At 64.0% G+C, this 25,684-nt stretch carries 25 protein-coding genes and 1 tRNA gene; 7 read left to right on the top strand and 19 right to left on the bottom strand.

What is annotated here, in order from left to right; all coding sequences use genetic code 11:
• Positions 1–100 precede the first annotated feature (100 nt).
• Positions 101–1,000: a transcriptional regulator GcvA gene (locus NLM27_RS29730; RefSeq protein ID WP_254146660.1), complete on the bottom strand. Its 900-nt coding sequence runs from the start codon at positions 998–1,000 to the stop codon at positions 101–103.
• Positions 1,001–1,110: 110 nt separating this feature from the next.
• On the opposite strand from NLM27_RS29730, the gene NLM27_RS29725 reads away from it, so the two are divergent.
• Positions 1,111–1,314: a DUF1127 domain-containing protein gene (locus NLM27_RS29725; RefSeq protein ID WP_254146659.1), complete on the top strand. Its 204-nt coding sequence runs from the start codon at positions 1,111–1,113 to the stop codon at positions 1,312–1,314.
• A 67-nt stretch (positions 1,315–1,381) separates the two neighbouring features.
• Positions 1,382–2,005, top strand: coding sequence for a GNAT family N-acetyltransferase (locus tag NLM27_RS29720; protein ID WP_254146658.1), 624 nt, complete (start codon positions 1,382–1,384; stop codon positions 2,003–2,005).
• Between the two features lie 97 nt (positions 2,006–2,102).
• Here NLM27_RS29720 and NLM27_RS29715 read toward each other — a convergent pair whose 3' ends face one another.
• From NLM27_RS29715 to NLM27_RS29705, 3 genes are all read right to left on the bottom strand, one after another.
• The gene (locus NLM27_RS29715) at positions 2,103–2,270 is read right to left on the bottom strand and encodes an RNA polymerase sigma factor region1.1 domain-containing protein (protein WP_254146657.1); all 168 of its coding nucleotides are present in this window, start codon (positions 2,268–2,270) and stop codon (positions 2,103–2,105) included.
• Between the two features lie 65 nt (positions 2,271–2,335).
• Entirely contained in the window at positions 2,336–3,166 is an 831-nt protein-coding gene (locus tag NLM27_RS29710; RefSeq protein ID WP_254146656.1) for an enoyl-CoA hydratase, read from the bottom strand.
• Between the two features lie 123 nt (positions 3,167–3,289).
• A complete protein-coding gene (locus NLM27_RS29705; protein ID WP_254146655.1) occupies positions 3,290–3,991 on the bottom strand; it encodes an SDR family NAD(P)-dependent oxidoreductase in 702 nt (233 codons plus the stop codon).
• Positions 3,992–4,225: 234 nt separating this feature from the next.
• Between NLM27_RS29705 and NLM27_RS29700 the strand changes: the two genes are divergently transcribed.
• Both NLM27_RS29700 and NLM27_RS29695 read left to right on the top strand, forming a co-directional pair.
• Complete coding sequence (locus tag NLM27_RS29700; RefSeq protein ID WP_254146654.1) at positions 4,226–6,010, top strand: acyl-CoA dehydrogenase family protein; 1,785 nt, start codon at positions 4,226–4,228, stop codon at positions 6,008–6,010.
• Positions 6,011–6,053: 43 nt separating this feature from the next.
• Entirely contained in the window at positions 6,054–7,142 is a 1,089-nt protein-coding gene (locus tag NLM27_RS29695; RefSeq protein ID WP_254146653.1) for a Zn-dependent alcohol dehydrogenase, read from the top strand.
• 100 nt (positions 7,143–7,242) lie between these two features.
• Here NLM27_RS29695 and NLM27_RS29690 read toward each other — a convergent pair whose 3' ends face one another.
• The 9 genes from NLM27_RS29690 to NLM27_RS29650 form a co-directional block, all read right to left on the bottom strand.
• Complete coding sequence (locus tag NLM27_RS29690) at positions 7,243–7,596, bottom strand: nuclear transport factor 2 family protein (protein ID WP_254146652.1); 354 nt, start codon at positions 7,594–7,596, stop codon at positions 7,243–7,245.
• A 135-nt stretch (positions 7,597–7,731) separates the two neighbouring features.
• Complete coding sequence (locus tag NLM27_RS29685; RefSeq protein ID WP_254146651.1) at positions 7,732–9,204, bottom strand: amidase; 1,473 nt, start codon at positions 9,202–9,204, stop codon at positions 7,732–7,734.
• Between the two features lie 407 nt (positions 9,205–9,611).
• On the bottom strand, positions 9,612–10,649 hold the full coding sequence (locus tag NLM27_RS29680; protein ID WP_254144077.1) for an IS110 family transposase: 1,038 nt from the start codon (positions 10,647–10,649) through the stop codon (positions 9,612–9,614).
• A gap of 194 nt (positions 10,650–10,843) precedes the next feature.
• Positions 10,844–11,815 carry an iron exporter MbfA gene (gene mbfA / locus NLM27_RS29675; RefSeq protein WP_254148962.1) on the bottom strand — a complete coding sequence of 324 codons (972 nt, stop codon included), beginning with the start codon at positions 11,813–11,815 and terminating at the stop codon, positions 10,844–10,846.
• A gap of 66 nt (positions 11,816–11,881) precedes the next feature.
• Positions 11,882–13,030 (bottom strand): alpha/beta fold hydrolase, encoded by a 1,149-nt coding sequence (locus tag NLM27_RS29670; protein WP_254146650.1) that lies wholly within the window; start codon positions 13,028–13,030, stop codon positions 11,882–11,884.
• A 204-nt stretch (positions 13,031–13,234) separates the two neighbouring features.
• Positions 13,235–14,104 carry an MBL fold metallo-hydrolase gene (locus tag NLM27_RS29665; protein ID WP_254146649.1) on the bottom strand — a complete coding sequence of 290 codons (870 nt, stop codon included), beginning with the start codon at positions 14,102–14,104 and terminating at the stop codon, positions 13,235–13,237.
• 106 nt (positions 14,105–14,210) lie between these two features.
• Positions 14,211–14,822 carry a glutathione S-transferase family protein gene (locus tag NLM27_RS29660; protein ID WP_254146648.1) on the bottom strand — a complete coding sequence of 204 codons (612 nt, stop codon included), beginning with the start codon at positions 14,820–14,822 and terminating at the stop codon, positions 14,211–14,213.
• Between the two features lie 157 nt (positions 14,823–14,979).
• A complete protein-coding gene (locus NLM27_RS29655; RefSeq protein WP_254146647.1) occupies positions 14,980–15,822 on the bottom strand; it encodes a fumarylacetoacetate hydrolase family protein in 843 nt (280 codons plus the stop codon).
• Positions 15,823–16,044: 222 nt separating this feature from the next.
• Positions 16,045–16,893: an MBL fold metallo-hydrolase gene (locus NLM27_RS29650; RefSeq protein WP_254146646.1), complete on the bottom strand. Its 849-nt coding sequence runs from the start codon at positions 16,891–16,893 to the stop codon at positions 16,045–16,047.
• A gap of 126 nt (positions 16,894–17,019) precedes the next feature.
• On the opposite strand from NLM27_RS29650, the gene NLM27_RS29645 reads away from it, so the two are divergent.
• Entirely contained in the window at positions 17,020–17,496 is a 477-nt protein-coding gene (locus NLM27_RS29645; RefSeq protein WP_254146645.1) for a DUF3775 domain-containing protein, read from the top strand.
• A 150-nt stretch (positions 17,497–17,646) separates the two neighbouring features.
• Here the strand turns inward: NLM27_RS29645 and NLM27_RS29640 are convergent, their stop codons facing one another.
• Positions 17,647–18,429, bottom strand: coding sequence for an SDR family oxidoreductase (locus tag NLM27_RS29640; protein ID WP_254146644.1), 783 nt, complete (start codon positions 18,427–18,429; stop codon positions 17,647–17,649).
• 127 nt (positions 18,430–18,556) lie between these two features.
• Positions 18,557–19,069: a CvpA family protein gene (locus NLM27_RS29635; protein WP_254146643.1), complete on the bottom strand. Its 513-nt coding sequence runs from the start codon at positions 19,067–19,069 to the stop codon at positions 18,557–18,559.
• A gap of 123 nt (positions 19,070–19,192) precedes the next feature.
• Between NLM27_RS29635 and NLM27_RS29630 the strand changes: the two genes are divergently transcribed.
• Positions 19,193–19,954 carry an SDR family oxidoreductase gene (locus NLM27_RS29630; protein ID WP_254146642.1) on the top strand — a complete coding sequence of 254 codons (762 nt, stop codon included), beginning with the start codon at positions 19,193–19,195 and terminating at the stop codon, positions 19,952–19,954.
• Positions 19,955–20,141: 187 nt separating this feature from the next.
• On the opposite strand, the gene NLM27_RS29625 is transcribed toward NLM27_RS29630, so the two are convergent.
• Positions 20,142–21,746: a GMC family oxidoreductase gene (locus NLM27_RS29625; RefSeq protein ID WP_254146641.1), complete on the bottom strand. Its 1,605-nt coding sequence runs from the start codon at positions 21,744–21,746 to the stop codon at positions 20,142–20,144.
• A gap of 120 nt (positions 21,747–21,866) precedes the next feature.
• Positions 21,867–23,348, bottom strand: a complete 1,482-nt coding sequence (locus NLM27_RS29620) for a coniferyl aldehyde dehydrogenase (RefSeq protein ID WP_254146640.1) — start codon at positions 23,346–23,348, stop codon at positions 21,867–21,869.
• A 313-nt stretch (positions 23,349–23,661) separates the two neighbouring features.
• Here NLM27_RS29620 and NLM27_RS29615 point away from each other — a divergent pair.
• Positions 23,662–23,738, top strand: a tRNA-Met gene (locus tag NLM27_RS29615).
• A 243-nt stretch (positions 23,739–23,981) separates the two neighbouring features.
• On the opposite strand, the gene NLM27_RS29610 is transcribed toward NLM27_RS29615, so the two are convergent.
• Together NLM27_RS29610 and NLM27_RS29605 are read right to left on the bottom strand one after the other, a co-directional pair.
• Positions 23,982–24,869 (bottom strand): FkbM family methyltransferase, encoded by an 888-nt coding sequence (locus NLM27_RS29610; protein WP_254146639.1) that lies wholly within the window; start codon positions 24,867–24,869, stop codon positions 23,982–23,984.
• 261 nt (positions 24,870–25,130) lie between these two features.
• Positions 25,131–25,622: a hypothetical protein gene (locus NLM27_RS29605; protein WP_254146638.1), complete on the bottom strand. Its 492-nt coding sequence runs from the start codon at positions 25,620–25,622 to the stop codon at positions 25,131–25,133.
• Positions 25,623–25,684 lie beyond the last annotated feature (62 nt).

The raw sequence follows: 25,684 nt of genomic DNA, 5'->3' as shown, positions 1-25,684 counted from the left end.
CACGGCAAGGCGACAGATTGATGCTGCGACAATCTGTCCTATCCCTTCCCGCGCGAGGCGGGGCGAGTCAACCGATTTTGCCGGGGAAGCTGATGATTTTTCAGGCTTTATTTTGCGTTGCAACGATCATCCAGTCCCGGAAAGCGACCAATTTTGGCGCCTCGCGGCGACCTTCCGGCGAGACCAGGTAGAAGCCGGCATCCGCCGGCAGCGCGATCTTGAAGGGCACCACGAGGCGGCCCTTGGCAATGTCGTCCTGGACGTAGGACGTCCGCCCCATCGCAACCCCGATGCCGTCGATCGCGGCCTGGATGGTCATGAAGATCATGTCGAAGGTGATGCCGGGCTGCCTTGCGATATCCGAGGGAAGGCCGGCCGCCGTCAGCCACAGCCGCCAATCGTCGCTGTTGGCGTTGGAGGTGTGCAGCAGCGGATGGTTTCTCAGATCCTCCGGCCGGCGTAGCGGCTTGTCGCCGCGCAACAGTGAAGGGCTGCACACCGGAAACAGCTCGTCCGCCATCAGCCAGTCGGCACGCAGGCCCGGCCACTGGCCGCGGCCGTAGCGGACCGCGGCATCGACGTCGTCGCGCTGGAAATCCACCAGGCTCGTCGATGTCGTGATGCGGACATCGATGCCGGGATGCTGCTCCTGGAAATCGGCGAGCCGCGGCAGCAGCCATTTTGCGGCGAGCGAAGCCAGCGTTGAGACCGTCAGCACCTTGTCGTCGTCCTTGCGCAGCAGGCGATCGGTGGCGAGCCGGAGGTCGTTGAAGGCGGCGCGGACGCCGGGGAGGTAGTCACGCGCTTCCGGCGTCAGCGCCAGCGCGCGGTTCTGCCGGACGAACAGGCGGATGCCGAGCTCCTCCTCGAGCCTTCGGATCTGATGGCTGATCGCGGTTTGGGTCACGTTCAATTCAGTCGCCGCCAGCGTGAAGCTGAGATGGCGCGCGGCGGCCTCGAACGCCCGCAATCCGTTCAGGGAGGGCAATCTGGCAGTCATTTGGCAGCAGGATACATGACGTTATTTCATGCGAAAAGGTACAAATTGTCGTTTGTCGCGTCGCAATAGGAAGCACATATTAGCGAACAAGTTAGCTCCAGGAGCTGAAGATGTCTACTTTGACCCAGAATTCGATGACAAATCATCATGCGCCAGGTCTGCTCCACCAGATCGGCGATACCCTCCACATCTGGCATGAGCGCTACCGCAACAGGCGCGAGCTCTCCAACTGGACCGCCCGGGATCTCCAGGACGTCGGGTTGTCGTGGAGTGACATTGCCTATGAGGCCGACAAACCCTTCTGGCGGGCCTGATAGGCCGCCAGGCCGGCGCCGCCTGACTGTGGGGGCGCCGGCGGTCCCTCTTTCCGTGGCATGTGTCATGAGCACCCTTCGCCTCGAAGACCTCGCGCAATATTCGGATACGCTGCGCACCCGGCAGGGTGAGCCCGTCACCGTCCGCTTCGTCGCGCCGCGCGACACCGACGAGCTCCAGCACTATTTCCGCTCGCTCTCGACCCGCTCCCGCTACAACCGCTTCTTCGGCGCGATCAGCGAGTTGCCAAAGGGGCTGCTGCACGAGTTCCTCGAGGTCGGTGAGCGCGAGCGCTTCACGGTCGCTGCGACCATGATGGTCGACGGCTTCGAGACCATCGTGGCGGAAATGCGCTATGCGCTCCATGCGGAAACCGCGACGGTCGAGTTTGGGCTGTCGGTCGATGACCGCTGGCACGGCCATGGCATCGCGACCGCGCTGCTCAAGAACCTGGAATGCCGCGCCGCCGCGCTGGGCGCCGAGCACATTTTCGGCGACACGCTGCGCTCCAACGAAACCATGATCTCGCTCGCGCGCAAATCCGGCTTCGCCTTCGTCAATCATCCCGACGATTGGAAGCTGGTGCGCTTCGACAAGGAGATCACGGTTGCACCGAAAGACATTCCCTGTGCGAGTTGGCGGCTCGCCGCGCTTTCCCGTCAGGCCGACAGCCCCTCAGCCTCGGCCTGACACCACTGCAAGCCCGGCCTGGCCAAGCCAGCGCCGGGCATTTTTTTGCGAAGAACGCCGTCAATCGCGCCTAGTGGCGGACATAACCGTGCAGGTCTTATTCCTCTGCAATCCGAATATCTCGGTCGCTCAGAGCGGACAGTATCGCTTCGACGTCTTCAGGTTCCATTTTGGGTGGGATCAACTCGTTCAGTTGATCAAAAGTAATATATCCTGTCATCTCCGCCATGATCACGGCCTTCCGCACGACCTCAGACCAGTTCATTCAGTCCTCCTGAAGATAGAGTCCCTACTAAATGGAATGATTAGCCTGTTCAGGCTGGAGAGCTGCTACTTCCCTGTGAACACTGCCTTGCGCTTCTCGATGAAGGCCTGCACGGCCTCCTTGTGATCGGCGGTGGTGGTGAGACGGATCAGCCGTTCGGCCTCGTGGTCGCGGGCGGTTTCGAAGTCGAACAGCACGGCTTCGTCGAGATTGTCCTTCATGTAGCGCAGCGCGAGGCGCGGGCCTTCGGCGAGCGACTTTGCCAGCGCGAAGGCCTCAGTCTGTAATTTGTCATCCGGCACGACGCGGTTGACCAAGCCGATGGCCTCGCACCTGACAGCATCGATGCGATCGCCGGTGAACATCAATTCGCGCGCCCGCGCGGTGCCGACCAGCCGGGTCAGCAGCCATGCGATGCCGTAATCACCGCTGAGCGCGATGCGGGCATAGCCGGTGGCGACAAAGGCCGATTGCGCGGCGATGCGGATGTCGCAGGCCATGGCGATGGCAAGCCCCGCGCCGACCGCGGGGCCGGGCAGAGCAGCGATGGTCGGCTTGCGCAACGACACCAGCGCGCCTGTCAGCAGCCGCTGCCGCTCCTGGAGATCGGCGACCTTGTCGTCGAAGGACATTTCGAGCTTCTTCGGGTCGCGATGCGCGCCCATGCCCTTGACGTTGCCGCCGGCGCAGAACGCTTCGCCCGCGCCGGTGAGCAGCAGCGCGCCGACGCCGGGATTCTCGCCGCAGCTCCGGATCATGGTCCGCAGCGCCGGTGTCAGCGCATCCGACAGCGAGTTGCGTGCCTCAGGCCGGTTCAGCGTGATGACGGCAACGCGGTTGCGGATGACGCAGAGGAGTTCGTTCGTGCCGGTATCGATGCTGGTTTCCGTGGTCATGTCGCTCCCTCTCGATCGTCATTGCGAGGAGCGAAGCGACGAAGCAATCCAGTCTGTTTCCGCCGAGACATCTCTGGATTGCTTCGCCTCGCTCGCAATGACGGTTGTTGTTGCCTTATCGCCTCAAAATGTCTCCACCCAGGGCCGCAGCTCCAGCTCCCAGCTCCAGGCGCTGCGCGGCTGCTGCAAAACGCTCCAATAGCTCTGCGCGATCGCGTCGGGGTCGAGCATCGAATCCGGCTTGTCTGCAGGCTCGGTCCGCGCCGCGCTCTTGATACCGCCGTCGATGACGAAATGCGCGACATGGATGCCCTGCGGCGACAATTCGCGCGCCAGGCTCTGCGCCAGCCCGCGCAGCGCGAACTTGCCCATCGCGAACGAGGCCGACTGCGCATAGCCCTTGACGCTGGCGGAGGCGCCGGTGAACAGGATCGCGCCGTGCTTGTTCGGCAGCATGCGCTTGGCCGCCTGCTGCGCCACCAGGAAGCCGCCATAGGCGCTGACCGCAATCGCCTGCGCAACATCGGCCGGGACGAGATCGACGAATGGTCCGCGCGTGCGGCCGCTGGCATTGTAGACGACGATGTCGGGCGTGCCGATCTCGCGCTCGACGAGGCCAAACAGCCGCTCGACCTCCTCTGGCTCGGTGGCGTTGCAGGCATAGGCTTTCGCGCCGGTCTCGGTGCAGAGTGCGCCGACCTTTTCGATCTTGCGCGCGGCAAGGGCGACGCGGATGTTCTGGGCGGCAAACAGCCGCGCCAGCGACGCGCTCAATCCTTCGCCGGCGCCGACGATGAGCGCGATCTTGTATTTTGGGTGTTCCATGGCGTGATCTCTCGGAAACGGGGAGCCGTTGATCTATGCATGGTCCGCGCGAACAACCAGCCGGGGCGTTCACAATTCCGCAGAGCGAATTGCTCCCTCGCGGCGATCATGCCGCCCTGACGATTTGCCGCTTTATGCACGTCCGCCTCTGGAGCATGATCGACATCATCCCAAGCGGCAAGCGCCAAAACAAGCGTTAAGAATTGCCGTCGGGCGGAATCGAAGAGGACGATCATGCACAAGCCGGTCCCAGCGGAGCCAGAAAATGCCGCGGCCGAGCCGTCCGGCCTGCTGGCACCTGACACGTCAGGCATGAATTTCTACCGCGCCGATCCGGCGCTGACGGACCTCCTGCGCATCCATCTGCCGGATACGCTGTTCCGTCACATCGAGCCGCATCTCGACCGTCTAGGCGAACTCGCCGGCGGCCCGCTCGACGAATGCGCACGGCTTGCCGATCGGCACACGCCCATTCTGCACCAGCGCGACAAGTTCGGCCGCGACGTGCAGTGGATCGAATACCATCCGGCCTATCGCGAACTGGAGAAGGCCGCGTTCGGCGAGTTCGGCATCCATGCGCTCTCGCTCCGCAAGGGCATCATGGGCTGGCCGGACAAATATCCTGTCGTGGCCAAGCACGCCTTCACTTTCCTGTTCAACCAGACCGAATTCGGCATGGGTTGTCCGATCAACGTCACCGACGGCTGCGCAAAACTGCTGGCGAATTTCGGCAGCGACGCATTGAAGGCCAAATATCTCGACGGTCTGACGCAGACGGACATGAGCAAGCTGACCCAGGGCGGCCAGTTCATGACCGAGAAGGAGGGCGGCTCCGACGTCGGCACGCTGACGACGCGCGCTGTGCAGGAGGAGGGGCATTGGCGCCTCTACGGCGAGAAATGGTTCTGCTCGAATGCGGACGCCAAGGTCGTGATGCTGCTGGCGCGCCCTGAAGGTGCCGGCCCCGGCACGCGCGGGGTCGGCCTGTTCCTGATGCCGCGCTTCCTCGACGATGGTTCCCAGAACCACTACCGGATCGTGCGTCTCAAGGACAAGCTGGGCACGCGCTCGATGGCCTCGGGCGAGATCAAGTTCGAAGGCGCGATCGCCTATGCCGTCGGCAAGCTCGACCGTGGCTTCGTGCAGATGGCCGAGATGGTGAACTCGTCGCGGCTTTCCAACGGCGTCAAGTCCACCGCGCTGATGCGCCGCGCCTATCACGATGCGATGACGGTCGCGAAGAGCCGCGTGGTGTTCGGAAGTCGCATCATCGACCTGCCGCTCGGCCGTCGGCAGATGCTGAAGATCATGCTGCCGGTCGAGCAGGCGCTGTCGATGAGCTTCCTCACCGCCGATGCGCTCGACCGCGCCGAAGCCGGCAGCCAGGACGCGGCGGCACTGCTGCGCATCCTCACCCCGACGCTGAAATTCCGCGCCACGCGCGATGCGCGGAAGGTGTGCGGCGATGCGCTCGAGATGCGCGGCGGCATCGGCTATATCGAGGAATTCGCCACCGCCCGCCTGCTGCGCGATGCCCATCTCGGCTCGGTCTGGGAAGGCACCGGCAACATCGTGGCGATCGACGCGCTCAGGCGCGCGGTCGGCCGCCACGGCGCCGAGTCCGCGCTCGCGGCCGATCTGCATGCCCGGCTCGACGACAGCGCCTCCGTGCCGCAGGCCTGGCGCGACAATCTGCGCGGCCTCACCGATCGTGCGGTCGGCTTTGCGCGCGAGGTCGCAGGCAAGGCCGACAACGAGGCCGATGCGCGGCGCGCCACCAGCCTGCTCTATCACGTCGCAGGCGCGGTTGCGCTCGCCTGGGAAGCGCACCGCATCCACGAGATGCGCGGCGATGCGCGCCGGCTGCTGCTGTCGCGTCTCGTGATCGACCATCGTGTCCTGCCGAGCGATCCGTTCCGGCTGACGGAAAATGCCGTGCAGACGAAGATCGCCGCGCTGCTGCTCGGCGATCGCGCAGGCAGCATGAGCGAGGTTGGCGAACTGGTTCTGGCAGCGTAGGCTGCACTCGACGATCAAACAAGAACACGCCAGGGAGTGCTCGATGAAGGCCGCCGTCCTCTATGAAGCCAACCAGCCGCTCGTCATCGAGGATGTCAGCCTGCCGAAGCCGGGCCCGCGCGAGGTCCTGATCCGCACCGCGGTTGCCGGCCTCTGCCATTCCGACCTGCACTTCATGGAAGGGCTCTATCCGCATCCGCTGCCCGCTGTGCTTGGGCACGAATCCGCCGGCGTGGTCGAGCAGGTCGGCTCCGACGTCACTTACGTCAAGCCGGGCGATCATGTCGTCACTTGCCTCTCGGTGTTTTGCGGCACCTGCGACAACTGCACCACGGGCCGCACCGTGCTCTGCACCGATACCACGGTCAAAATGCTGCCGGGCGCCTCCAACCGGATGCAGTGGTCGAAGCCGGAGAAGCTGCATCAGTTTCTCAACCTCTCGTCCTTTGCCGAGCAGATGCTGGTGCACGAGAACGCGATCGTCAAAATCCGGAAAGAAATGCCGCTCGATCTCGCCGCGCTGATCGGCTGCGGTGTCATCACCGGTTACGGTGCAGTGGTGAATACGGCCAAGGTAACGGCCGGCGAGACCGTGGCGGTGATCGGCTGCGGCGGCGTCGGCATGGCCGCGATCAACGGCGCGCAGATCGCCGGCGCCGGCCGCATCATCGCCATCGACACCAATCCGGCAAAGCTCCAGCTCGCGACCAAGCTGGGGGCGACGGATATCATCAATCCCGCCGACGGCGACGTCGTGAAGCAGGTGCGCGACCTCACCAATGGCGGCGTACATCATTCCTTCGAGGTGCTCGGCCGCAAGGAGACCGCGGAGCAGGCGTTCGGGATGCTGGCGTCCGGAGGCACCGCCACCATCGTCGGCATGATCCCGTTCGGCCAGAAGATCGAGCTGCACGGCTTCGATTTCCTGCGCGAGCGCAAGATCCAGGGCTCCTCGATGGGCTCCAACCATTTCCGCGTGGACATGCCACGCCTGGTGGATTTCTACCTGCGCGGCCGGCTGCACCTGGAGGACTGGATCTCGGCCAAGCTGAAGCTGTCGGAGATCAACGAGGGCTTTGCCAACATGAAGGCCGGCAAGACGCTGCGCAGCGTGATCGTGTTCGATAGCTGACGGAAGGCGTAGCCCGGATGGAGCGCAGCGCAATCCGGGATCTTCGTTGCGGATCGGCTGCCCCGGATTTCGCTGCGCTCCATCCGGGCTACATGCCGCCTCACCGCGACACGTGCGCGGACACCGCGAGCCACTTGCCGTTTTTCTTCGCCCAGCAATCGGTGTAGCGCCCCGTGGCCTGCTGACCGTCCGCCGTGGTGTAGCTGGTCGCCGCGTGGATGATGGCGAAGTCGCCCATGATGCGGATGATGACGTCGTGCGCATGTAAATTGCGGATCGCGATCGGCCGCGCCGTCTGCTCCAGGAAGGCGGCGCGGTCCACCAGCGTCTTGTCGGGATTGGAGCAGTAGAACTCCGGCGCCAGGATCTGGTCGAAACGCTTGACGTCGCAGGTCTGCACCGAGGCGACATAGTCGCGGTTGAGCGCGGTGAGTTGTTCGAGGTCTTGGCTCATGGCGTTCCGCTCTCTTTTGGAGATCGTAGTTGGTTTACTCCGTCATTGCGAGGAGCCCATGCGACGAAGCAATCCAGAATCTTTCCGCGGTGACAGTCTGGATTGCTTCGCTGCGCTCGCAATGACGAGGCGATACTAGTCGTCAAACGTCTTCGGCGGCACGAATCCGCCGAGCTCGCGCTCGATCAGCTCGGCGAGCTTCAGCGGCGTGCGGTCCTCGAGGAAGGGGCCGATGATCTGCACGCCGACCGGCAGGCCGTCCTTCGACAGGCCGAGCGGGATGGCCGTTGCCGGCAGGCCCGTCAGCGTGGCGATGCCGGGCCAGGCGAGCTGGTCCGGATAGACAAAGTCCTTGCCGTCGATATTGATCCGCCGCGCCTCCTGCTGCGGCGAATGATCATGCGGATAGGCCGCCGTCGGCATGATCGGGCAGATCACCGCGTCGAATGTTCGGAACAATTGCCGCCATTGCGCGCGCAGCCCGCCGCGGGCGCCCTCGTCGAACACCCAGGCCTGATGCGAGCAGGTCATGCCGCGCAGCCGCTCGGCCGCAAGGCTCTTGTCGTCGGGCGAGAGCTGCGCCGTCCCGGCACGCGCGCCGGCGAGAATGTCCGGCGGAAGGAACGCGCCGAGAAAGCTCATCAGCATGCGCATGTAGAGACGCGAGGCTTCCCTGAAATCCGGAAACAGCGGGCTCTCTCGCGCGACGTTCGTGCCGAGGCCCGACAATCGTGCCGCCAGCTTTTCGATCGCACTGCGAATGTCGGCATTCGCAGGCAGCAACGGGTGGCTGTCGATCACCAGCACGCGGAAATCTTTGAGCGCGTTGTGCCGCGCCTCCGGCAGCGCGAGCTTGTATCCGATGCCGAGATCCAACGGATCGGGGCCCGCCATCACCTCGAGGAGCAGCGGCAGATCGGCCGCGCTCCGCGCCATCGGACCGATCACCGCCATGTCGCGCTCCATCGGGATGGCCGGAAATGGCGGTGGCGTATGGCCGCGCGTTGGGCAGAGATTGTAGGTCGGCTTGTGGGCATAGACCCCGCAATGGAAGGCGGGCACCCGCAGCGAGCCGCCGATGTCGGAGCCGAGCGAGAGCGGTCCGTAGCCGGCCGCGAGCGCCGCAGACGAGCCGCCCGATGAGCCGCCGGGCGTGCGGCCGAGATCGAACGGATTGTTCGTCGTGCCGTAGATCTCGTTGTAGCTCTGCCAATCTGCCAGTCCTTCGGGCACGTTGGTCTTGCCGAGGATCACGCCGCCGGCGTTCTTCACCCGGGTGATTGCGAGCGCATCCTCCGCCGGCTTGAAATCCTTCTGCGGCGTCCAGCCCCAGGTCGTGGGCAGGCCGGCGACGTTGAAGGATTCCTTCACCGTCAGGGGAAGGCCGAGCAGCGGCTTTCTTTCGCCGCGCGCCAGCGCCGCGTCCGCCTCGCGCGCTGCAACGAGCGCGCGATCGAAATCGCGCACGCAGATCGCGTTGATCTTGCCGTCGTGCCGTCCGATGCGGTCGATCGCGTCCTGGGCGAGCTCGACCGCGGAGACCTTCTTCGTGCTCAATGCCGCGGACAGCTCGACGGCGCTCTTGAAACTCCATTGCGATTTGGCCACGGCACTTCTCCTGTTCTTATCGTCGGAGGATGATGCGCAGTTTGCCCGAATCTCGCAACGGCTGTTTGATGGCGATTGATGTGCGGGCGCGATCGCGACGCGATAACCTTCCGCCGTCGTCCCGGCGTAGGCCGGGACCCATATGTGGACGGCCCCCGTGGCACAAGAGCTTTGTGAGGTTTGATCGGATCGCTTGCATCCATATGTGCGGCCTGTTGATGCAGCTTTGTAGCCGCTGGCCAAGATGGTTTCCGCAACACGAGTTCCAATCACCGCTGCGACCTTGCTCGGCCAATGGGTCCCACGGATTTGCTCGCGTCTCGGGTCGACCGATCACACCATCTCCTCTGCTCCTGCAGCTCCGGTTCGGTCGGCGGACTAAGTCGCCGGCCGGCCGAATCTCTCAACTACGCGGCAACGGCCATTTGGGCATCGATCCGCGCGCTATCGTAGCTTTCCCCCGTGGTCATCAGTTTCCAGGCGATGCGAGCCATCTTGTTGGCCAGCGCCACTGCGGCCAGCTTCGGCGTCTTGCGCTTCAACAGCTCGATCAGCCAGCGAGGCCCGCGATCTCGGGTTTTGGCCATCTTCACCACCGAGGTTGCCCCGACCACCAGCAGCTGACGTAGCCTCTCATCACCTGCCCGGGTGATCTTGCCGAGCCGGGTCTTTCCCGCAGTGGAATGGTCCTTGGGCGTCAGGCCGAGCCAGGCTGCGAACAGCCGCCCCGAGCGGAAGGCGTGTGGGTCGGGCGCCTTCATCACCAGCGCCGCCGCCGTGACCGGACCGATCCCCGGGATCTGCGCCAATCGCCGGCTCGTGGCATCGGCCCGGTGCCAGGCCAGCAGCTTGGCCTCGACCGCCTTCAGCTCGACCTGCACCTGGTCATATTGGCGAGCCAGCATCGCAAACAGCTCGCGGGCCAGCGCCGGCACGCCTTCGTCCTGGCTGATCGCCGCCAGGAACGCGGCGAGCTTGTCCAGCCCCTTGGCCGCGATCAGACCGAACTCCGCCGCATGCCCGCGGATCGTGTTGGAGAGTTGCGTGCGACGCGCGACCAATTGCTCGCGGACGCCCAGCAGCATCAGTGCAGCCTGCTGCTCCGCCGTCTTCACCGCCACATACCGCATCCGCGGCCGGCTCGCCGCCTCGCACAGCCCTTCCGCATCGCGCCCGTCGTTCTTGTTGCGCGGCACGTAGGGCTTCACCAGCTGCGGCGCAATCAGCTTGAACGTGTGTCCCAGCCGGCCGAGCTCGCGTGCCAAGTGGTGGGCGGCCCCGCAAGCCTCGATCACGACCACCGTCGGCGGCAGCTTGGCAAAAAACTCCAGCATCGCCTTGCGGCTGAGCCGCTTGCGCAACACGACCTGCTCGGAGGCGTCAACGCCATGGAGCTGGAAAATATACTTCGACGTATCCATTCCAATGCGGATAATCTGACCCACGGACGGCTCCTGTGAATGAGTGTGTGACAACCTCATTCTGGCACACTGATGCCGTAGGGGGCCGTCCACCCCATCACCGCGTGATCTATCGAGGGCGCGTGGTGCAAGTTGCCGCCGCTCATTAACCGAAAATCTCCGCCAAATTTCTCCCTGTGGTTATGGGTCCCGGCCTTCGCCGGGACGACAGCAGAGGCCTACGCTGCCCCGATCACGATCCCCACCGCCAGCACGATGGCGCCTCCGAGCACGATCTGGAACACGGCCTGCAGGAACGGCGTGTCCATGTAGCGCGAGCGGATGAAGGCGATCGCCCAGAGTTCGAAGAACACGACGACGCAGGCGATCGCGGTCGCGATCCAGAATGCGTTGGCCCAGCTGTCGGGCACGAGATAGGGCGCGGTGTGGCCGAGGCCGCCAAGCGTCGTCATCGCGCCGCAGGTGAGGCCGCGCAACCAGGGCGATCCGCGCCCCGTGAGCGAGCCGTCGTCGGACAGCGCTTCCGCAAAGCCCATGCTGATGCCGGCGCCGATGGAGGCGGCAAGGCCCACCAGAAAGGTCTGCCAGTTCTGGTGGGTGGCGAAGGCGGCGGCGAACAGCGGCGCCAGCGTCGAGACCGATCCGTCCATCAGGCCGGCGAGGCCCGGCTGCACATATTGCAGCACGAACATGCGCCGCCGCGTCCGGTCTTCCTCGGCGCGGACGTCCGGCTTCAGGATCTCATCGGTGAGCGCGACGGCGCGATGCTCATGATGCTTCTCTTCCTCGGCGAGATCACCGAGCAGGCGGCGCACGCCGACGTCCTCGGCCTGCTCGGCGGCGCGCGCGTAGAAGCGCTCGGCCTCGAGCTCCATGGTCTCGACCTCTTTGCGGATCGTGTCGAGCGGCAGGTTCTTGGTCAGCCAGATCGGACGACGGCGCAGAAAGCCTTTGACATCCTCGCGGCGGATCGGCGGCAGATGCGCACCGAAACGCGCCTCATAGAGCTGGAGCAGGCGGTGCCGGTGGCCGCGTTCCTCCTCGGCCATCTCCTCGAAGATTTTTGCCGTGTCCGGATAACGCTCGCGCAAGTCCTCGGCGAAGGACATGTAGATGCGGCTGTCCTCCTCCTCGGAGGAGATCGCGACCGCAAGCACCTCGCGCTCGGTCAGATCGGCAAAATTCTTCACGACGGCTCTGATCATTAGTTTAGAATTATTCTAAACTATATAGGGCGTCGCGGTTCCCCGGTCAAATCAGCAGGTGCGGGCCTTGGCGAGGAAGTCCAGCAGCAGCCGGCTGACGTCCGCCGGCCGCTCCTGCTGCACCCAATGGCCGGCGCCGTCGACGAGATGGCAGCCGAGCATCTTCGTGCAGCCGCGTCCCTGCATCGCCTCGAACACGCCGGGGCGCTGATAGGTGCCCCAATCCTGCTTGCCCGAGATGAAGCAGGAGGGCACGTCGATGCTGCGGCCCGCGAACAGCTGCATCTCGTTGTTGAGCATGCCCGTCGTGCCGTAGCGATACCATTGCAAGCCGCCCTGGAAGCCGGTGCGGCCATACTCGGCGCTGTAATAGGCAAGGTCGCTGTCCGGCAGCCATTTGTTGGCGGCGATTGCGGCGGGCGATGGCATCTCCTTTGCCACCGTCTCGGCCATGGTCTCGCCGGCATCCATCACGTAGTAGGTCGGCAGCTTTGCGAGCTCGCCCGCCGACCACGATTTGAGCGGACAAGGCTTGTTGTCGATCCAGTCCGCGCTCTTGTGGTGGTAATAGGCGCGCAGGAAATCATGCAGGCCCTGCGGCGCTTGCTGCATGTCGGCATTGGCCGCGCGCGTCGAATAGTACCATTGATAATGTTTGCGCGGACGCGGCAGCGCGGCGAGCTCGCGATGCACGGGGTCTTCGACTGCAGGTTTTGCCGGCCCGTCGACCGTGTCGAAGGGGAGCACCGGCGCTCCGCCAAACGGCGTACTCATCAGCGTCACCGAGCGAAACACATCGGGCCGGATCAGCGCGCACCACGCCGCGACCGGGCTGCCGAAATCATGTCCGGCTAGGTCCACCTGCTTGTAACCAAACGCCGACACCAGGGCGAGCGCATCGCGGACGAGGTTGAGAAGCGAGAAGGGCGTGAGATCGCCGTCGTATTCGGCGGTCCATCCCGAGGTGCGGCCGTAGCCGCGCTGGTCCGGCGCGATCACGTGATAGCCGGCAGCAGCGAGTGTTGGCATCACCTTGCGCCAGGAGAAGGCGAGCTCGGGAAAGCCGTGCAGCAGGAGGATGCACGGGCGCCCCTTGGTCTCGAAGCCGGCCTCCAGCACATGCACGCGCAAACCGTTGATGCCGTCGACGTAGCGCGAGCGAATGCCGGCGGGCAGGGGGATGTCGGGGAGATCGGTCATTGTTGGTTTCCTCCTTACCCTCCCCTGGAGGGGGAGGGTCGATCGCGCGATGCGCGAGCGGGGTGGGGTGATCTTTCCACACGGGCAGTGTTCAACGAGGAGAGACCGTCACCCCACCTCGGCTCGCATTCCGCTTCGCTGCATGCGAACCGATCCTCCCCCTTCAGGGGAGGATGGGAGTTCGCGGCCCGAGCCGTGTCTCACTCACACCGCCGCGCAAACGAACCCGCTGCCCTTGCGCTTGATCTTCCCCACCGAGGGCGAGGGGAAATGCGCCGTGCAGCACAGCGTGTCGGTGTCGCAATAACGCTCCAGAAAGCTGCGGCGTGTTTTTGCCGCCGTGGCCTGATCGACGTCGAATTTCATCGACAGCTCGGGATAGAGCGCCTGCAACGGCGAGTGGATGAGGTCGCCGGCGAACACCGCGTCGTCCTTGCCGCGTCCGAACGTGAAGGCAGAATGGCCCGGCGTGTGGCCCGGCGTCGGCAGGATGCGAACGTGATCGCCGATCTCATGATCATTGCCGACGAGCTCGTGCCTGTTAGCCTCGACCACCGGCAGCACGCTGTCGGCGAAGGGCGGCACTTCCGCCTTCGCGTTCTGCTCGGACCAGTAGTCGAACTCCTGCTTGGCGAAGACATAGCGCGCCTTGGGGAAGGTCGGCACCCAGCGGCCGTTCTCCAGCCGCGTGTTCCAGCCGACGTGATCGACATGCAGATGCGTGCACATCACGAAGTCGATGTCGTCCACCGAGACGCCGGCGGCGGCAAGACCGCGCATATAGGTATCGTCGGTCTTCATGTGCCATTTCGGCCGCTGCGGCCGCGGCTTGTCATTGCCGATGCAGCTGTCGATCAGGATGGTGTGATGCGGCGTCTTCACAACGTAGGACTGGAAGCACAGGATCAGCGTGTCCTGCTCGTCCAGTGCCTTGGCCTGCCGCATCCAGGCCCGGTTTTCGTCTAGCACCTCGGCGGTCAGTCCGGGAATGAACTCCAGCGCCGGGAAGAACGGAGCTTCCTGCTCGATGACGCGATGGATGGTGAGATCGCCGACCGAGTATTTGAGGCTCATGAGAACTCCTGCGATTTACAGCATGATCCGGACCCGAAGGGCCGCGCTAGCGCGGCTTTTCCTCGCGACAAACGCGGAACGCGTTTGCGCGGAGATCATGCTCAAACTAGGCAGCAGGCGGCACCGAGATCTTCACCGAGGGCCGCTCCAGCATCTTCTGGTGGAAGGCGTCGAGCTTCGGATAGGCCTTGCGCCAGCCGCAATCGGCGAAGCGGAAGTCGGCATAGCCGAGCACGCAAACGAGGCCGATCTGCGAGATGTCGAACGGGCCGTTCAGCACCTCAGGCATGTTCTCGAAGCGCGCCATGCCGGTCCAGGCCCTGTTCCAATGGTCGTCCGACCAGGCCTGCCATTGCAGGCCCTGCGGCCGCACCATCTTCTCGTAGCGGCACAGCAGCATGGAATCGAGCATGCCGTTGATCAGCGAGTGGTTGGTCTTGGCCTTCCAGCGCCGCGGACCGTAACCCGGGATCAGGCTGCCGCCGGCCATCTCGTTGAGGTATTCGACGATGACGTAGGAGTCCAAGATGACGTCGCCGTCATTGGTGATCAGCACCGGCAGCTTCTTCAGCGGCGTGATGCGCGAATAGTCCTCGTTGGCCGTGCCCGGCGCGACGGTTGCGGGCGTCAGCTCGATCTTGTCGATCAGCCCAAGCTCGATCGCGGCGATGCGCACCTTGCGGGCAAAGGGCGAGGCGGGGGAGAAGGTGAGTTTCATCGGAAATGTCCTGCGGTCGATCTTGTGCGAACGGCGTCTCCACCGTCATGGCCGGGCTTGACCCGGCCATCCACGCGCTTCCGCGAGGCTAGACTGACGTGGATGCCCGGGACAAGCCCGGGCATGACGACGGTGGTGTAGTCGGGCGTGTCCGAGCTTACGCCGCGATGATCTCCTGGCGTTGCTCGCCGAGACCCTCGATGCCGAGCGCGACGACGTCGCCGACATTGAGGAAGGTCGGCGGCTTCATGCCGAGGCCGACGCCAGGCGGGGTGCCGGTGGTGATGATGTCGCCGGGCAGCAGCGTCATGAACTGCGAGACATAGGAGACGCACTTGGCCATCGAGAAGATCATGGTCTTGGTCGAGCCGGTCTGGCGGCGCTGGCCGTTGACGTCGAGCCACATCGACAGGTCCTGCACGTCCTTGATCTCGTCCTTGGTGGCGAGCCACGGCCCGACCGGGCCGAACGTGTCGTGCGACTTGCCCTTGGTCCACTGGCCCAGGCGCTCGGTCTGGAAGTGGCGCTCGGAGACGTCGTTGCAGACGCAATAGCCGGCGACGTAGTTCAACGCATCGGCTTCCGAGACATATTTGGCGCGGGTGCCGATGATCGCGGCGATCTCGACCTCCCAGTCGAGCTTGGTCGAGCCGCGCGGCTTCTCGACCGCGTCGTTCGGGCCGGACAGCGAGGTGTTCGCCTTCATGAAGATGATCGGCTCGGTCGGGATCGCAGCGCCGGTTTCCTTGGCGTGGTCGCTGTAATTGAGGCCGATGGCGACGAATTTCGAAATGCCGGTGACCGGGGCGCCGAAGCGCGGCTTGCCGGAAACGGCGGGCAGCGAGGCGGGGTCAAGGCCTGCCAGCTTCTTCAGGGATTCCGGCGAATAGGCGTCGCCAGTGAGGTCCTTCAGATGCGCCGACAGGTCGCGCAATTGGCCGGATTTGTCGATCAGGCCGGGCTTTTCCGCACCCTTCTCGCCATAACGAACAAGCTTCATTCTCGTTTCTCCCTTGGGATGGACTGATCGGTTAATAGCTTCATGGAACAGGGCGGCGGGAAATTCAACCGCCTATGGCGCGGCGCATTGCAGCCCTTCCCTCGTAGGGTGGGTTAGCACGCGGCTGCGCGAAGCGCAGTCCGAGCGTAACCCGCCTCTTCTGCTTCTGTGGAAACCGCCGGTGGCGGGTTACGCCTTCGGCTAACCCACCCTACGACAGCGTCATTGCATCGCCACAAACCGGAACGCATCCCCGTCTCGCCTGATATGTCCGGCCGAAAAATGACCGCCGATCACCAGCGTCGGCGTGTCGGCGAAACGCGAGAACACCTTGTGCCGGCTTGCCGCCGATTGAGCCGGGTCGGAATCGACGACCGAGCACCAGTCGAGATGCGCCATCTGGCAGGGATGATGGGCGACGTCGCCGGTCAGAAGTGCCTGCTCGCCATCGGATTCGATCAGGACGCTCATATGCCCCGGGCTGTGACCTGGGGTCGGGATCATCTTGATCTCCGCGCAGAGCCGGTGATCGCTCGGGATCAGCTCGACCTGGCCGGCATCGACCACCGGCCTCACGGAATCGTCGAACACCGCGACCTTGTCCGGCTCGGCCGTATAATCGCGCCAGTACTCATATTCGGTCTTTCCGAATACATAGCGCGCCTTCGGGAAGGTCGGCACCCATCGGCCGTCGACCAGCTTCGTATTCCAGCCGACATGATCGACATGAAGATGCGTGCACAGCACGGTGTCGATGCTGTCAGAGGGAAAACCCGCCGCAATCATGGTCTCCAGGAACGGCGTGCTGCGGTTGTTCCAGGTCGGGACGCCGCGGCCCTGCTTGTCGTTGCCAAGGCCGGTGTCGACCACGATCCGGCGCGAAGGCGTCTCCACCACCAGCGAATGGATCGACATTTTCAGTCGGCCTTCTTCGGTGGCGAAATGCGGGATCAGCCAGGGCAGCTTCCGGATCTCGTCATTGGTCGCTGCCGGCAGGATGAAGCGGGTCGAGCCGACCGTCTCCATTTCGACGAATTTCGTGATCTTGACCTTGCCGAGCGCCCACTGCATCCGGCGTTTCCCCCGTGTTCTTGCTCTTGTGTTGGAACATGCGCATTTCCGCCATCAAGCGCAATGGATCATCTGAGGTGATGTGGCGTTATCGCGGGGAACCGGACACAAGCCGAAGAGGAAGCCATGCCAGAGCTTGCGATTTCCGCGGAGAAGGTCGCCTTCATCATCGAGAAGGCACGCTCATTCGACGTCAAGGAGGCGGCTTCCGATCCGGATTCCGGCTCGAACCCGAGCGATGACGATGCGGTCGACGTCCTCGAGGACGACGGCTCCGATCCGGTCGTCCACGAGCTCGGCAGCTTCATGATCGCGTTGAACGAGGACGAGCAGATCGATCTCGTTGCGCTGACCTGGCTCGGCCGCGGCGACGGCACGATCGATGATTGGGAGGATCTGCGCGCCCGGGCCGTGGAGGCGAGGGGGGAGTATCAAAGCCCGCGCCGTGAAACGGTGCACTATCTGCTCGGCGAACCCATGCTGGGCGATCTGCTGGCGGACGGGCTCGATGAATTCGGCATCGACTGGACCACTGAGCGTCTCACCGCCGATTCCTCCGATCCCAGCGAACGGGACGAGGACGAAGCGACGAAGCAGCGGTGATGATCTTACCTCGCCCCGCGTGCGGGGAGAGGTCGGCGCGAAGCGCCGGGTGAGGAGGAGTCTCAGCGAATCCAACTCTCACCGTGCTTGCGGAGAGAGCCCCTCACCCCAGCCCTCTCCCCGTAAGAACGGGGAGAGGAAGAGGGTCTCTTACAGCGTGCCGGGGAACGCCCCGCCATCCAGCAAGATGTTCTGCCCGGTGATGAAGCCGGCCTTGGCGCCGCACAGGAAGGCGCAGGCATAGCCGAACTCGTCGGGCTGGCCGAAGCGCCCGGCCGGGTTGAGCTTGGCGCGTTCGGTCAGGATCTGCTCCGCCGTGACGCCGCGCTTGTCGGCCTCGGCCTTCGCGGTGCCGGTCAGACGATCCGTCTCGAACGGGCCCGGCAACAGGCCATTGATGGTGACGTTGTTGATCACGGTCTTGCGCGACAGGCCGGCGATGAAGCCGGTGAGGCCGGCGCGTGCGCCGTTGGAGAGGCCGAGGATGTCGATCGGCGCCTTCACTGCGGCCGAGGTGATGTTGACGATGCGGCCGAACTTGCGCGCCATCATGCCGTCCACCGTCGACTTGATCAGCTCGATCGGGGTGAGCATGTTGGCGTCGATCGCCTTGATCCAGTCGTCGCGGGTCCAGTTGCGGAAATCGCCGGGCGGCGGGCCGCCGGCATTGTTGATCAGGATGTCGGGATCGGGGCAGGCCTTCAGCACCGCCTCGCGGCCCGCCGGCGTGGTGATGTCGCCGACGATCTCGGTGACCGTCACGCCGGGATAGGCCTTTCGGATTTCGTCGGCCGTCTTCTTCAGGGCCTCGGCGCCGCGTGCGGTCAGCGTGACGTGAACGCCGGCCTCCGCCAGCGAGATGGCGCAGGCGCGTCCGAGGCCCTTGCTGGATGCGCAGACGATGGCGCGGCGACCTTTGATCCCAAGATCCACTGTTTCACTCCCGTAATGTCAGGCAGGTTTTGGATGCGGCCACTTTAGCCAACATCGGTGCCGCTGATAAGGGATGGGCCCGCGTCAAAATGCATGCGCGTCGGCGCGGCGATGCAAATCCGCCTGATCAGATGCGGCGCTCTTGCTTGAGGCGGTCGATCGCGGCCGCGGCTTCCGGCGGCAGCGACTTGAATCCCATCTGTCCCATCGTCGAGAACAGCGGCCGCAGATGCGAGCCGGCGAGAAAGGGCGGCTGGTGGTTGGCCGGCACGATCTGGTCGAACACCAGCACCAGCGTGGTGGCGACGAGGCCAACCCTGATGGCACCAAGCGCGGCGCCGCCGAGCCGATCTCCGATGCCGGCCTCGCCGATGGTGTCGTTCAGTGCGATGCGGCCGATATGCCCGAGCAGCATGCCGACCACCACGAAGATGGCGAAGAACCAGATCCAGTTCTGGAGCAGCGGCGAATTCGGATTGGCTGCGATCTGTGGCGCGATCAGCGGCATCAGCCCCACCGCCATTGGCGCGGCGAGGAGATAGGCGAGGATGGTCATGGCGCTGCGGAGCAGGCCGGTCCTGAAACCGAGGCCGACGGCGATGGCGAGTGCCGAATAGACCGCGAGATCGAAACTGTTCATGAGCACGAGCCACTTCAGGGGAACATTTGCGCGCTGGAACGAATGAACGCCGAACCGATCATTCCGGTTTCAGGTCGCTAAAATCGTCTGTATTTTTGGCTCCAGAAGCTCAGGGAAATCACCATGTCAGACCTATTCGACGTCAGTAAAGAAACCATCCTTGTGACAGGCGCGAGCCAGGGGCTGGGGCGGCAATTTGCCCGGGTGCTGGCGGCCCATGGTGCATCCGTCGCGCTCGCGGCGCGGCAGGTCGACAAGCTGAAGAGCCTGGAAGAAGAGATCCGCGGCAAGGGCGGCCGCGCCGCCGCCGTCACGCTCGACGTCACCGAAACCGCTTCGATCGCTGGGGCGGTCGATGCCGCGGAAGCCGCGCTCGGCCCCGTCACGGTGCTGATCAACAATGCCGGAATCGCCATCGAGAAGCTCGCGACCGAGCAGACCGAGGCTGACTGGGACGCCGTGATCGGCGCCAATCTCAAGGGCGCCTATTTCCTCGCGACGGAAGTGGCGCGACGCATGATCGCGCGCAAGCGGTCAGGTAATATCGTCAACATCGCCTCCGTGCTCGGCACCGGCGTGCTCAAGGCGGTCTCGCCTTACGCGATCTCCAAGGCCGGCATCCTCCAGGCGACGAGGGCGATGGCGCTGGAGCTTGCGGGCCAGGACATCCGCATCAACGCGCTTGCGCCCGGCTATATCGACACCGAGATGAATCACGCTTTCTGGTCGACGCCCGCAGGCGAGCGCCTGGCCAAGCGCATCCCGCAGCGCCGTGTCGGCGCCGAGTCCGATCTCGACGGCGCAATCCTGCTGCTGGCGTCGAATGCGTCGCGGTACATGACGGGGGGCGTGGTGACGGTGGATGGCGGCTTCTTGCTGAATTGAGTAGGGCTGTATTGTTTGGGAAGGCGCCATTTACCCCGGCATCGTCCCGGCGAAGGCCGGGACCCATAACCACGAAACGTAATTTGGCGAAGACTCGGAGTTATCAGCTCGCTCCACATCCTCTCTCTGGGGTTATGGGTCCCGGCCTTCGCCGGGACGACAGCGGAGGATGACGCGGCAGCGCCGTCTAACTCGCCCGCATTTCCCCCCTGATCATGTCCGCCGCCTTTTCCCCGATCATGATGGTCGGCGCATTGGTGTTGCCGCCGATCAGTGTCGGCATGATCGAGGCGTCGACGACGCGCAGGCCCTCCATGCCATGCACCTTCAAGGTCGGATCGACCACGGCAAGCGCATCCGTGCCCATCTTGCAGGTGCCGACGGGATGATAGACCGTGTCGACGCGTTCGCGCAGCACGCTGCGGATGTCGTCGTCGCTGCGCACGTTGGCGGTGAACATATCCCGGGTCTGAAGCGCGCGCAGCGCCGGCGTCTCCATCAGGCGGCGCGTGGTCTTGAAGCCCGCGACCATGGTCTCGAGATCGTCGTCCTCGCCGAGGAAATTCGGGTCGATCAGCGGCGCCTGCATCGCGTCGCCGCTTGCGAGCGCGACGCTGCCGCGGCTCTTCGGGCGGAGCAGGCAGACGTGGCAGGAAAAGCCGGTGCCGCCATGGCGCTTGCGGCCGTGGTCGTCGACCATGGCCATGCCGAAATGCAGCTGGATGTCGGGGATGTCGAGATCGGGCCGTGTCTTCAGGAAGCCGCCGCATTCGGCGAAGTTGGAGGTAAGGGGGCCGCGGCGCTCGCGCCGATATTGCAGGATGGCGCGGATCAGCCGCGGCGTGCCCTTGAGCGAGATGCCGGCGAAATAGGGACTGTCGGACATGTAGCCGAAGATGAAGTCGGGATGGTCCTGGAGATTCCGTCCGACGCCCGGCAGATGATGCACGCTTGCAATGCCGTGCGTGCGAAGCGCCGCGGCATCGCCAATGCCCGACAGCATCAGGAGCTGCGGCGACTGGAATGCGCCGGCAGCCAGGATCACCTCGCGCCGCGCGTGAAGCCGCTTCACCTCCTTGCCCTGACGATATTCGACGCCCACCGCGCGCCGGCCCTCGAACAGGATACGCATCGCATGCGCTTGCGTCTCGACGCGCAAATTCGCCCGCTTGCCCATGTGTGGATGGACATAGGCGCGCGCCGCGCTCCAGCGCTCGCCGTTCTTCTGCGTCACCTGGTAGATGCCGAGGCCTTCATGGTCTTCAGTGTTGAAATCCTCGCGGATGCCGAACTGCGCTTCCTGCGCCGCCTGCAAAAAGATCTGCTGCACCGGATTGCCGGAGCGAAGCTTGTTTACCGCGAGCGGTCCGCCCTTGCCGTGATATTCGCCGTCGAAATCGGCATTGTTCTCGGACCGCTTGAAATAGGGCAACACGTCGGCGTAGGACCAGCCGGCATTGCCGAGAAAAGCCCAGTGATCGTAGTCGGCGCGGTGGCCACGGATATAGACCATGGCGTTGATCGCGGATGAGCCGCCGAGACCCTTGCCGCGCGGCTGATAGCCGATGCGGCCGTTCAGCCCCTTCTGCGGCACGGTGTTGAAGGCCCAGTTGTTGACGTTGCCGGCGACCATCAGCACCAGCGCGCCCGGTGTGGTCACGACCCAATTGTCGCAAACGCCGCCGGCATCGAGCAGTGCGACGGATGTCCCCGCATCCTCCGACAGTCGCCCCGCCACCGTGCAGCCGCCGGAGCCCGCGCCCACGACGATGAAATCGAATGTGTCAGTCACTGATGTCCCCCTGGCATTTTTCTTGTCGTCATTGCGAGCGCAGCGAAGCAATCCAGCATCCCTCCGCGGTGGCAGCCTGGATTGCTTCGCTGCGCTCGCAACGACGGCGTTAGTCGCCCCCTACGACATGAACCGCATCAACTTCTCCAGCCGCGCGATCTTGCCGCCATAGGGCGGGTAGAGATCGGCGAGGCGGTTGAACTTGGAGCGATAGAACACCGGCTTCAGCTTGCTGAACGTCCGAAAACCCCATTCGCCGTGATAGGCGCCGGTGCCGGAGGCGCCGACGCCGCCCATCGGCTGGTTGATTTGCGTGAAGTGGAACAGGCAGTCGTTGATCGTGACGCCGCCGGAGATGGTGCGCGACAGCACCTCGTCGCGCGCGGTGCGGTCCTTGCCGAACCAGTACAGCGCCAGCGGCCGGTCGCGGGCATTGACGAAGGCGATCGCCTCCGACAGTTGGCGATAGCCGAGCACCGGCAGCACGGGCCCAAAAATCTCCTCCTGCATCACCGTCATCGCCTCGGTCGCACCGGCGATCAGCGTCGGCGGGAATTTGCGGTGTGCCTTCCAGTTGGGATCGTCAGGCTTTGCCGGTTGCAGGATTTTTGCGCCGCGCCGGGCCGCATCCGCGACCAGGCCTTCTAGCCGCGCATAGTGTCGGTCGGAGATGACGGAGGTGTAGTCCTTGTTGGCGGGATCGGTGCCGAACATGCGCCGCATCTGCGCGCGCACCTTCTCGGCAAAGGATTGCACCACATGCTCCGGCACCAGCACATAGTCCGGCGCGATGCAGGTCTGTCCCGCATTGAGCAGCTTTCCGTAGGCGATGCGCTCGGCCGCCTCGTCGAGATCGGCCGAGGCGTCGATGATCGCGGGCGATTTTCCGCCGAGCTCGAGCGTAACAGGCGTGAGATTACGCCCTGCGGCTTCTGCGACCAGCCGCCCGACCCGCGTCGAGCCGGTGAAGACGAGATGATCGAACGGCAGGCTCGCAAAACCCTTGGCGACCTCGTCCTCGACACCGGCGACAAGTAGCTCTGTTGCATCGAATCTCTGCGCGACCGTCTCCTTCAGCAGCGCCGAGAAATGGGGGACCAACTCGCTCGGCTTGATGATGACGCGGTTGCCGGCGGCGATGGCGCCGATCGCGGGCGCGAGCGTGAGCTGGAGCGGATAATTCCAGGGCGCGATGATGCCGACGACGCCGAGCGGCTGCGGCATCAAGCGGTTGCGCGCGGGCAGGAATTGCAGCGCGGTGGCGACGCGCTGCGGCGCCATCCAGCTCTTCAGGTGCTTGGTGGCATGCCGGATCTCCGAGAACAGCAGCATGGTTTCGGCGATGGTGGTCTCGACCGCCGAGCGATGGCCGAAATCGGCCGAGATCGCCTGTCGGAAGCGCTCCTCGTTGTCGGCGACCACGGCGCGCAGCCGCGCCAGCCGGTCGAGCCGCTGGGCGCAATCAGGCGCCGGCTCGGCCCGCGACCGCGCGACCATGGCATGTAAGGCGTCCTCGAGGGCCCGCAGCGGGGTGCTGGTCAGGGATTGGTCCAAAGTGTGATCCAAGGCGTGGTCCAACGCACGGTCCAAGGTACGGTCCATGGCGGTCCTCCCTAAATGGGGGCAGCCCCCCTGATTTTGTTGCGGCCAAGCTGGCTCTTTGTGGAACTTCTGGCAAGTGCATGCCAAACGGTCCTGAAATCGGTCCAGCCGCCTGTCATAAAGTCGAAAAAAACGTTCCCGCGGCCCTTTCCAAAGGCGGCCCGCCTTGATACATACGCCCCGCACCCGACGGGCTTTGCCCCGGGTTTGCCTTCCAAGGAAGCCTTTGGGACGGATGAAGCAAGCCACGCGAACAGCGCGGCCCTCAATCCACCGTCCCCGGCCTTTTGGCAAAGGCAAAGCAAGTGTTTAACGCGGGGTGGAGCAGCCCGGTAGCTCGTCAGGCTCATAACCTGAAGGTCATAGGTTCAAATCCTATCCCCGCAACCAAATTTGGATTTTACCGGATCCGATACGAAAATGGCCCGCGAGAAGCGGGCCATTTTTGTTTTGGGGGACGCCGACCGTCTCAGATCAGGACGAGTCTTCGGTCAGTGCGGCCCACTCCGGCAGCTTGACGGTGCGTCGGCGAACCGGCCGAAGCTGGCCGGTCGGGAAAAGCCTCGTGGCAACCGCGACGTCTGCTCGCGCTCGACGTTTGATCATGCGCAACGAAGTGCACCGTCACCGAAATCAGACAGCGCTTCGCGGTTCTGACCCGGCCGCGCCGGACTGGAAGGACGCCAGATATTCGTGGATCGACTTATCAGGGATCGCCTTGCGCGCAACCAGGTGGTGAACGCAGTTCGCAGCAAGGTCGAAAGAGCCGTAGCAATGATGAGCAATCATTGCGAGGTGTTTCAGTTGGTCGACCGTCATGTCGGCTGGCCGCATGAAGTTTCGCACATAGACGATGTCCGCCTCCAGCAACTGGTTCATGGCCGCATAGGGGTTTGACGGATCGCTCAAGGGCGCGATCATGCGCCGATTGATCGCTGCAAAGGCGTGGGGAACGAATCCCTGCTTGCGCAATTCGACATCGATATCGCCGAATGTCGGCTGGTCCTTGTAGAGGCAGAGAAACGAGACCTCGGTCTGGATGACGACCGCCTGCTTCAGCTTTCGCCGCCCGCTTCCGAACACGGCCAGCTCGGAGCCCTGAACGTCGATTTTCAGGAAATCCAGATCCTGGATTTCGGCGATATCGTCGAGCCTGTGGGTCTGGACCGGATGTTCACTGACCACGCTGCCCCATTCGGCGAATTTCGCGAAATGCGACAGCGCATTCTGATCCGGGAGCAGCAGGCTTGTCATTCCCGGCATTCGACAGAGACGCAGCTTTGCCTTGTGCCCGTTTCCGACGACGTAGTGATAGTAGCTCTCCAGGTCGCTCTTGCGGGCATTGAGGGCGGCGAGCGCCTCGTCCTGCGGTTCAAACCCAACGACGGTGCAAAGTCTTCGTTGCAGCATCGCCTTGTAGGGCGGCTCACCATCAATCGGATTGGCCCCGACATCGACCACCGAGGTCAGCCGCGCCGGCTGGATGAGATCGTTCAGAAGGTCCGGTTCGTTGGTGCTCATGTGACCGCCGCGGCGTGTTGTTCTTCGGGCCGATCGGACGGTGATGCAATGAGGACTCTCAGAACTCAGGCGTCGAAAGGCATAGGTTTGACAGCAGTGTCCGTTGTCTCTTGCGCTAGATATAGCAGATTGCAATGCGGGACCAATGGCTTCCTTTGGACAATGCCGCTAGAGGCGATCAGTCGGCAGCAATGCGCCCGCGCGGCTGTCGCGTGCGGGCGCCGATGACCTTCTTGAACGAAGCGCAATGCCCTTTGAGGATCAGCCCCTGTGCGGGCAGACCATCGTCAGATGGAGCAGCGTCGGCTTGTCCGAGCCCTTCTTGTACTCCCACTCCAGCCGGATCTCGTGCCGGTGGGCATAGGCATCGCTCGGCGCGTGGACGATGATGTTGGTCTTCATCGGGATTGGCGGTTCGGAGTTGAAACATTTCCGGACGCAAGCATCGAGCAGGTCGCATCGTGTCAGGGGAATGACGCCCGGCTCGTCTCTGGACAGCGGGACCGTGTTGGGCTGAGTGCTGAGATCGAGACGAGCACGGCCCTTCTCCTTGTGCCAGTACTTGGCGCTGCCCTCAGGCCAGTTCGAGGCCGGTGTCAGAATCAGGTGGTACTGGCCGTATTCCAGGGTCGGCAGGTCGATGTCCTCCGATGCCTTGAGCTTGGCCACGCTTTTTTTCATGTTCGCCAGAGGGTAGTAGTTGCGGTTCATCAACTCTCTGAACTGCTTGCCGTTGTAGGTCTTAGTGCCCATCGCCCCATTCCTGTTGTGACTGCGCCGCTCCGAAAAATAACCATTGCCGCCCCAGCGGTGCC

It is taken from the genome of Bradyrhizobium sp. CCGB12 (assembly GCF_024199845.1).
Classification (GTDB): domain Bacteria; phylum Pseudomonadota; class Alphaproteobacteria; order Rhizobiales; family Xanthobacteraceae; genus Bradyrhizobium.
This window is presented reverse-complemented; position numbering and strand designations above follow the sequence as displayed.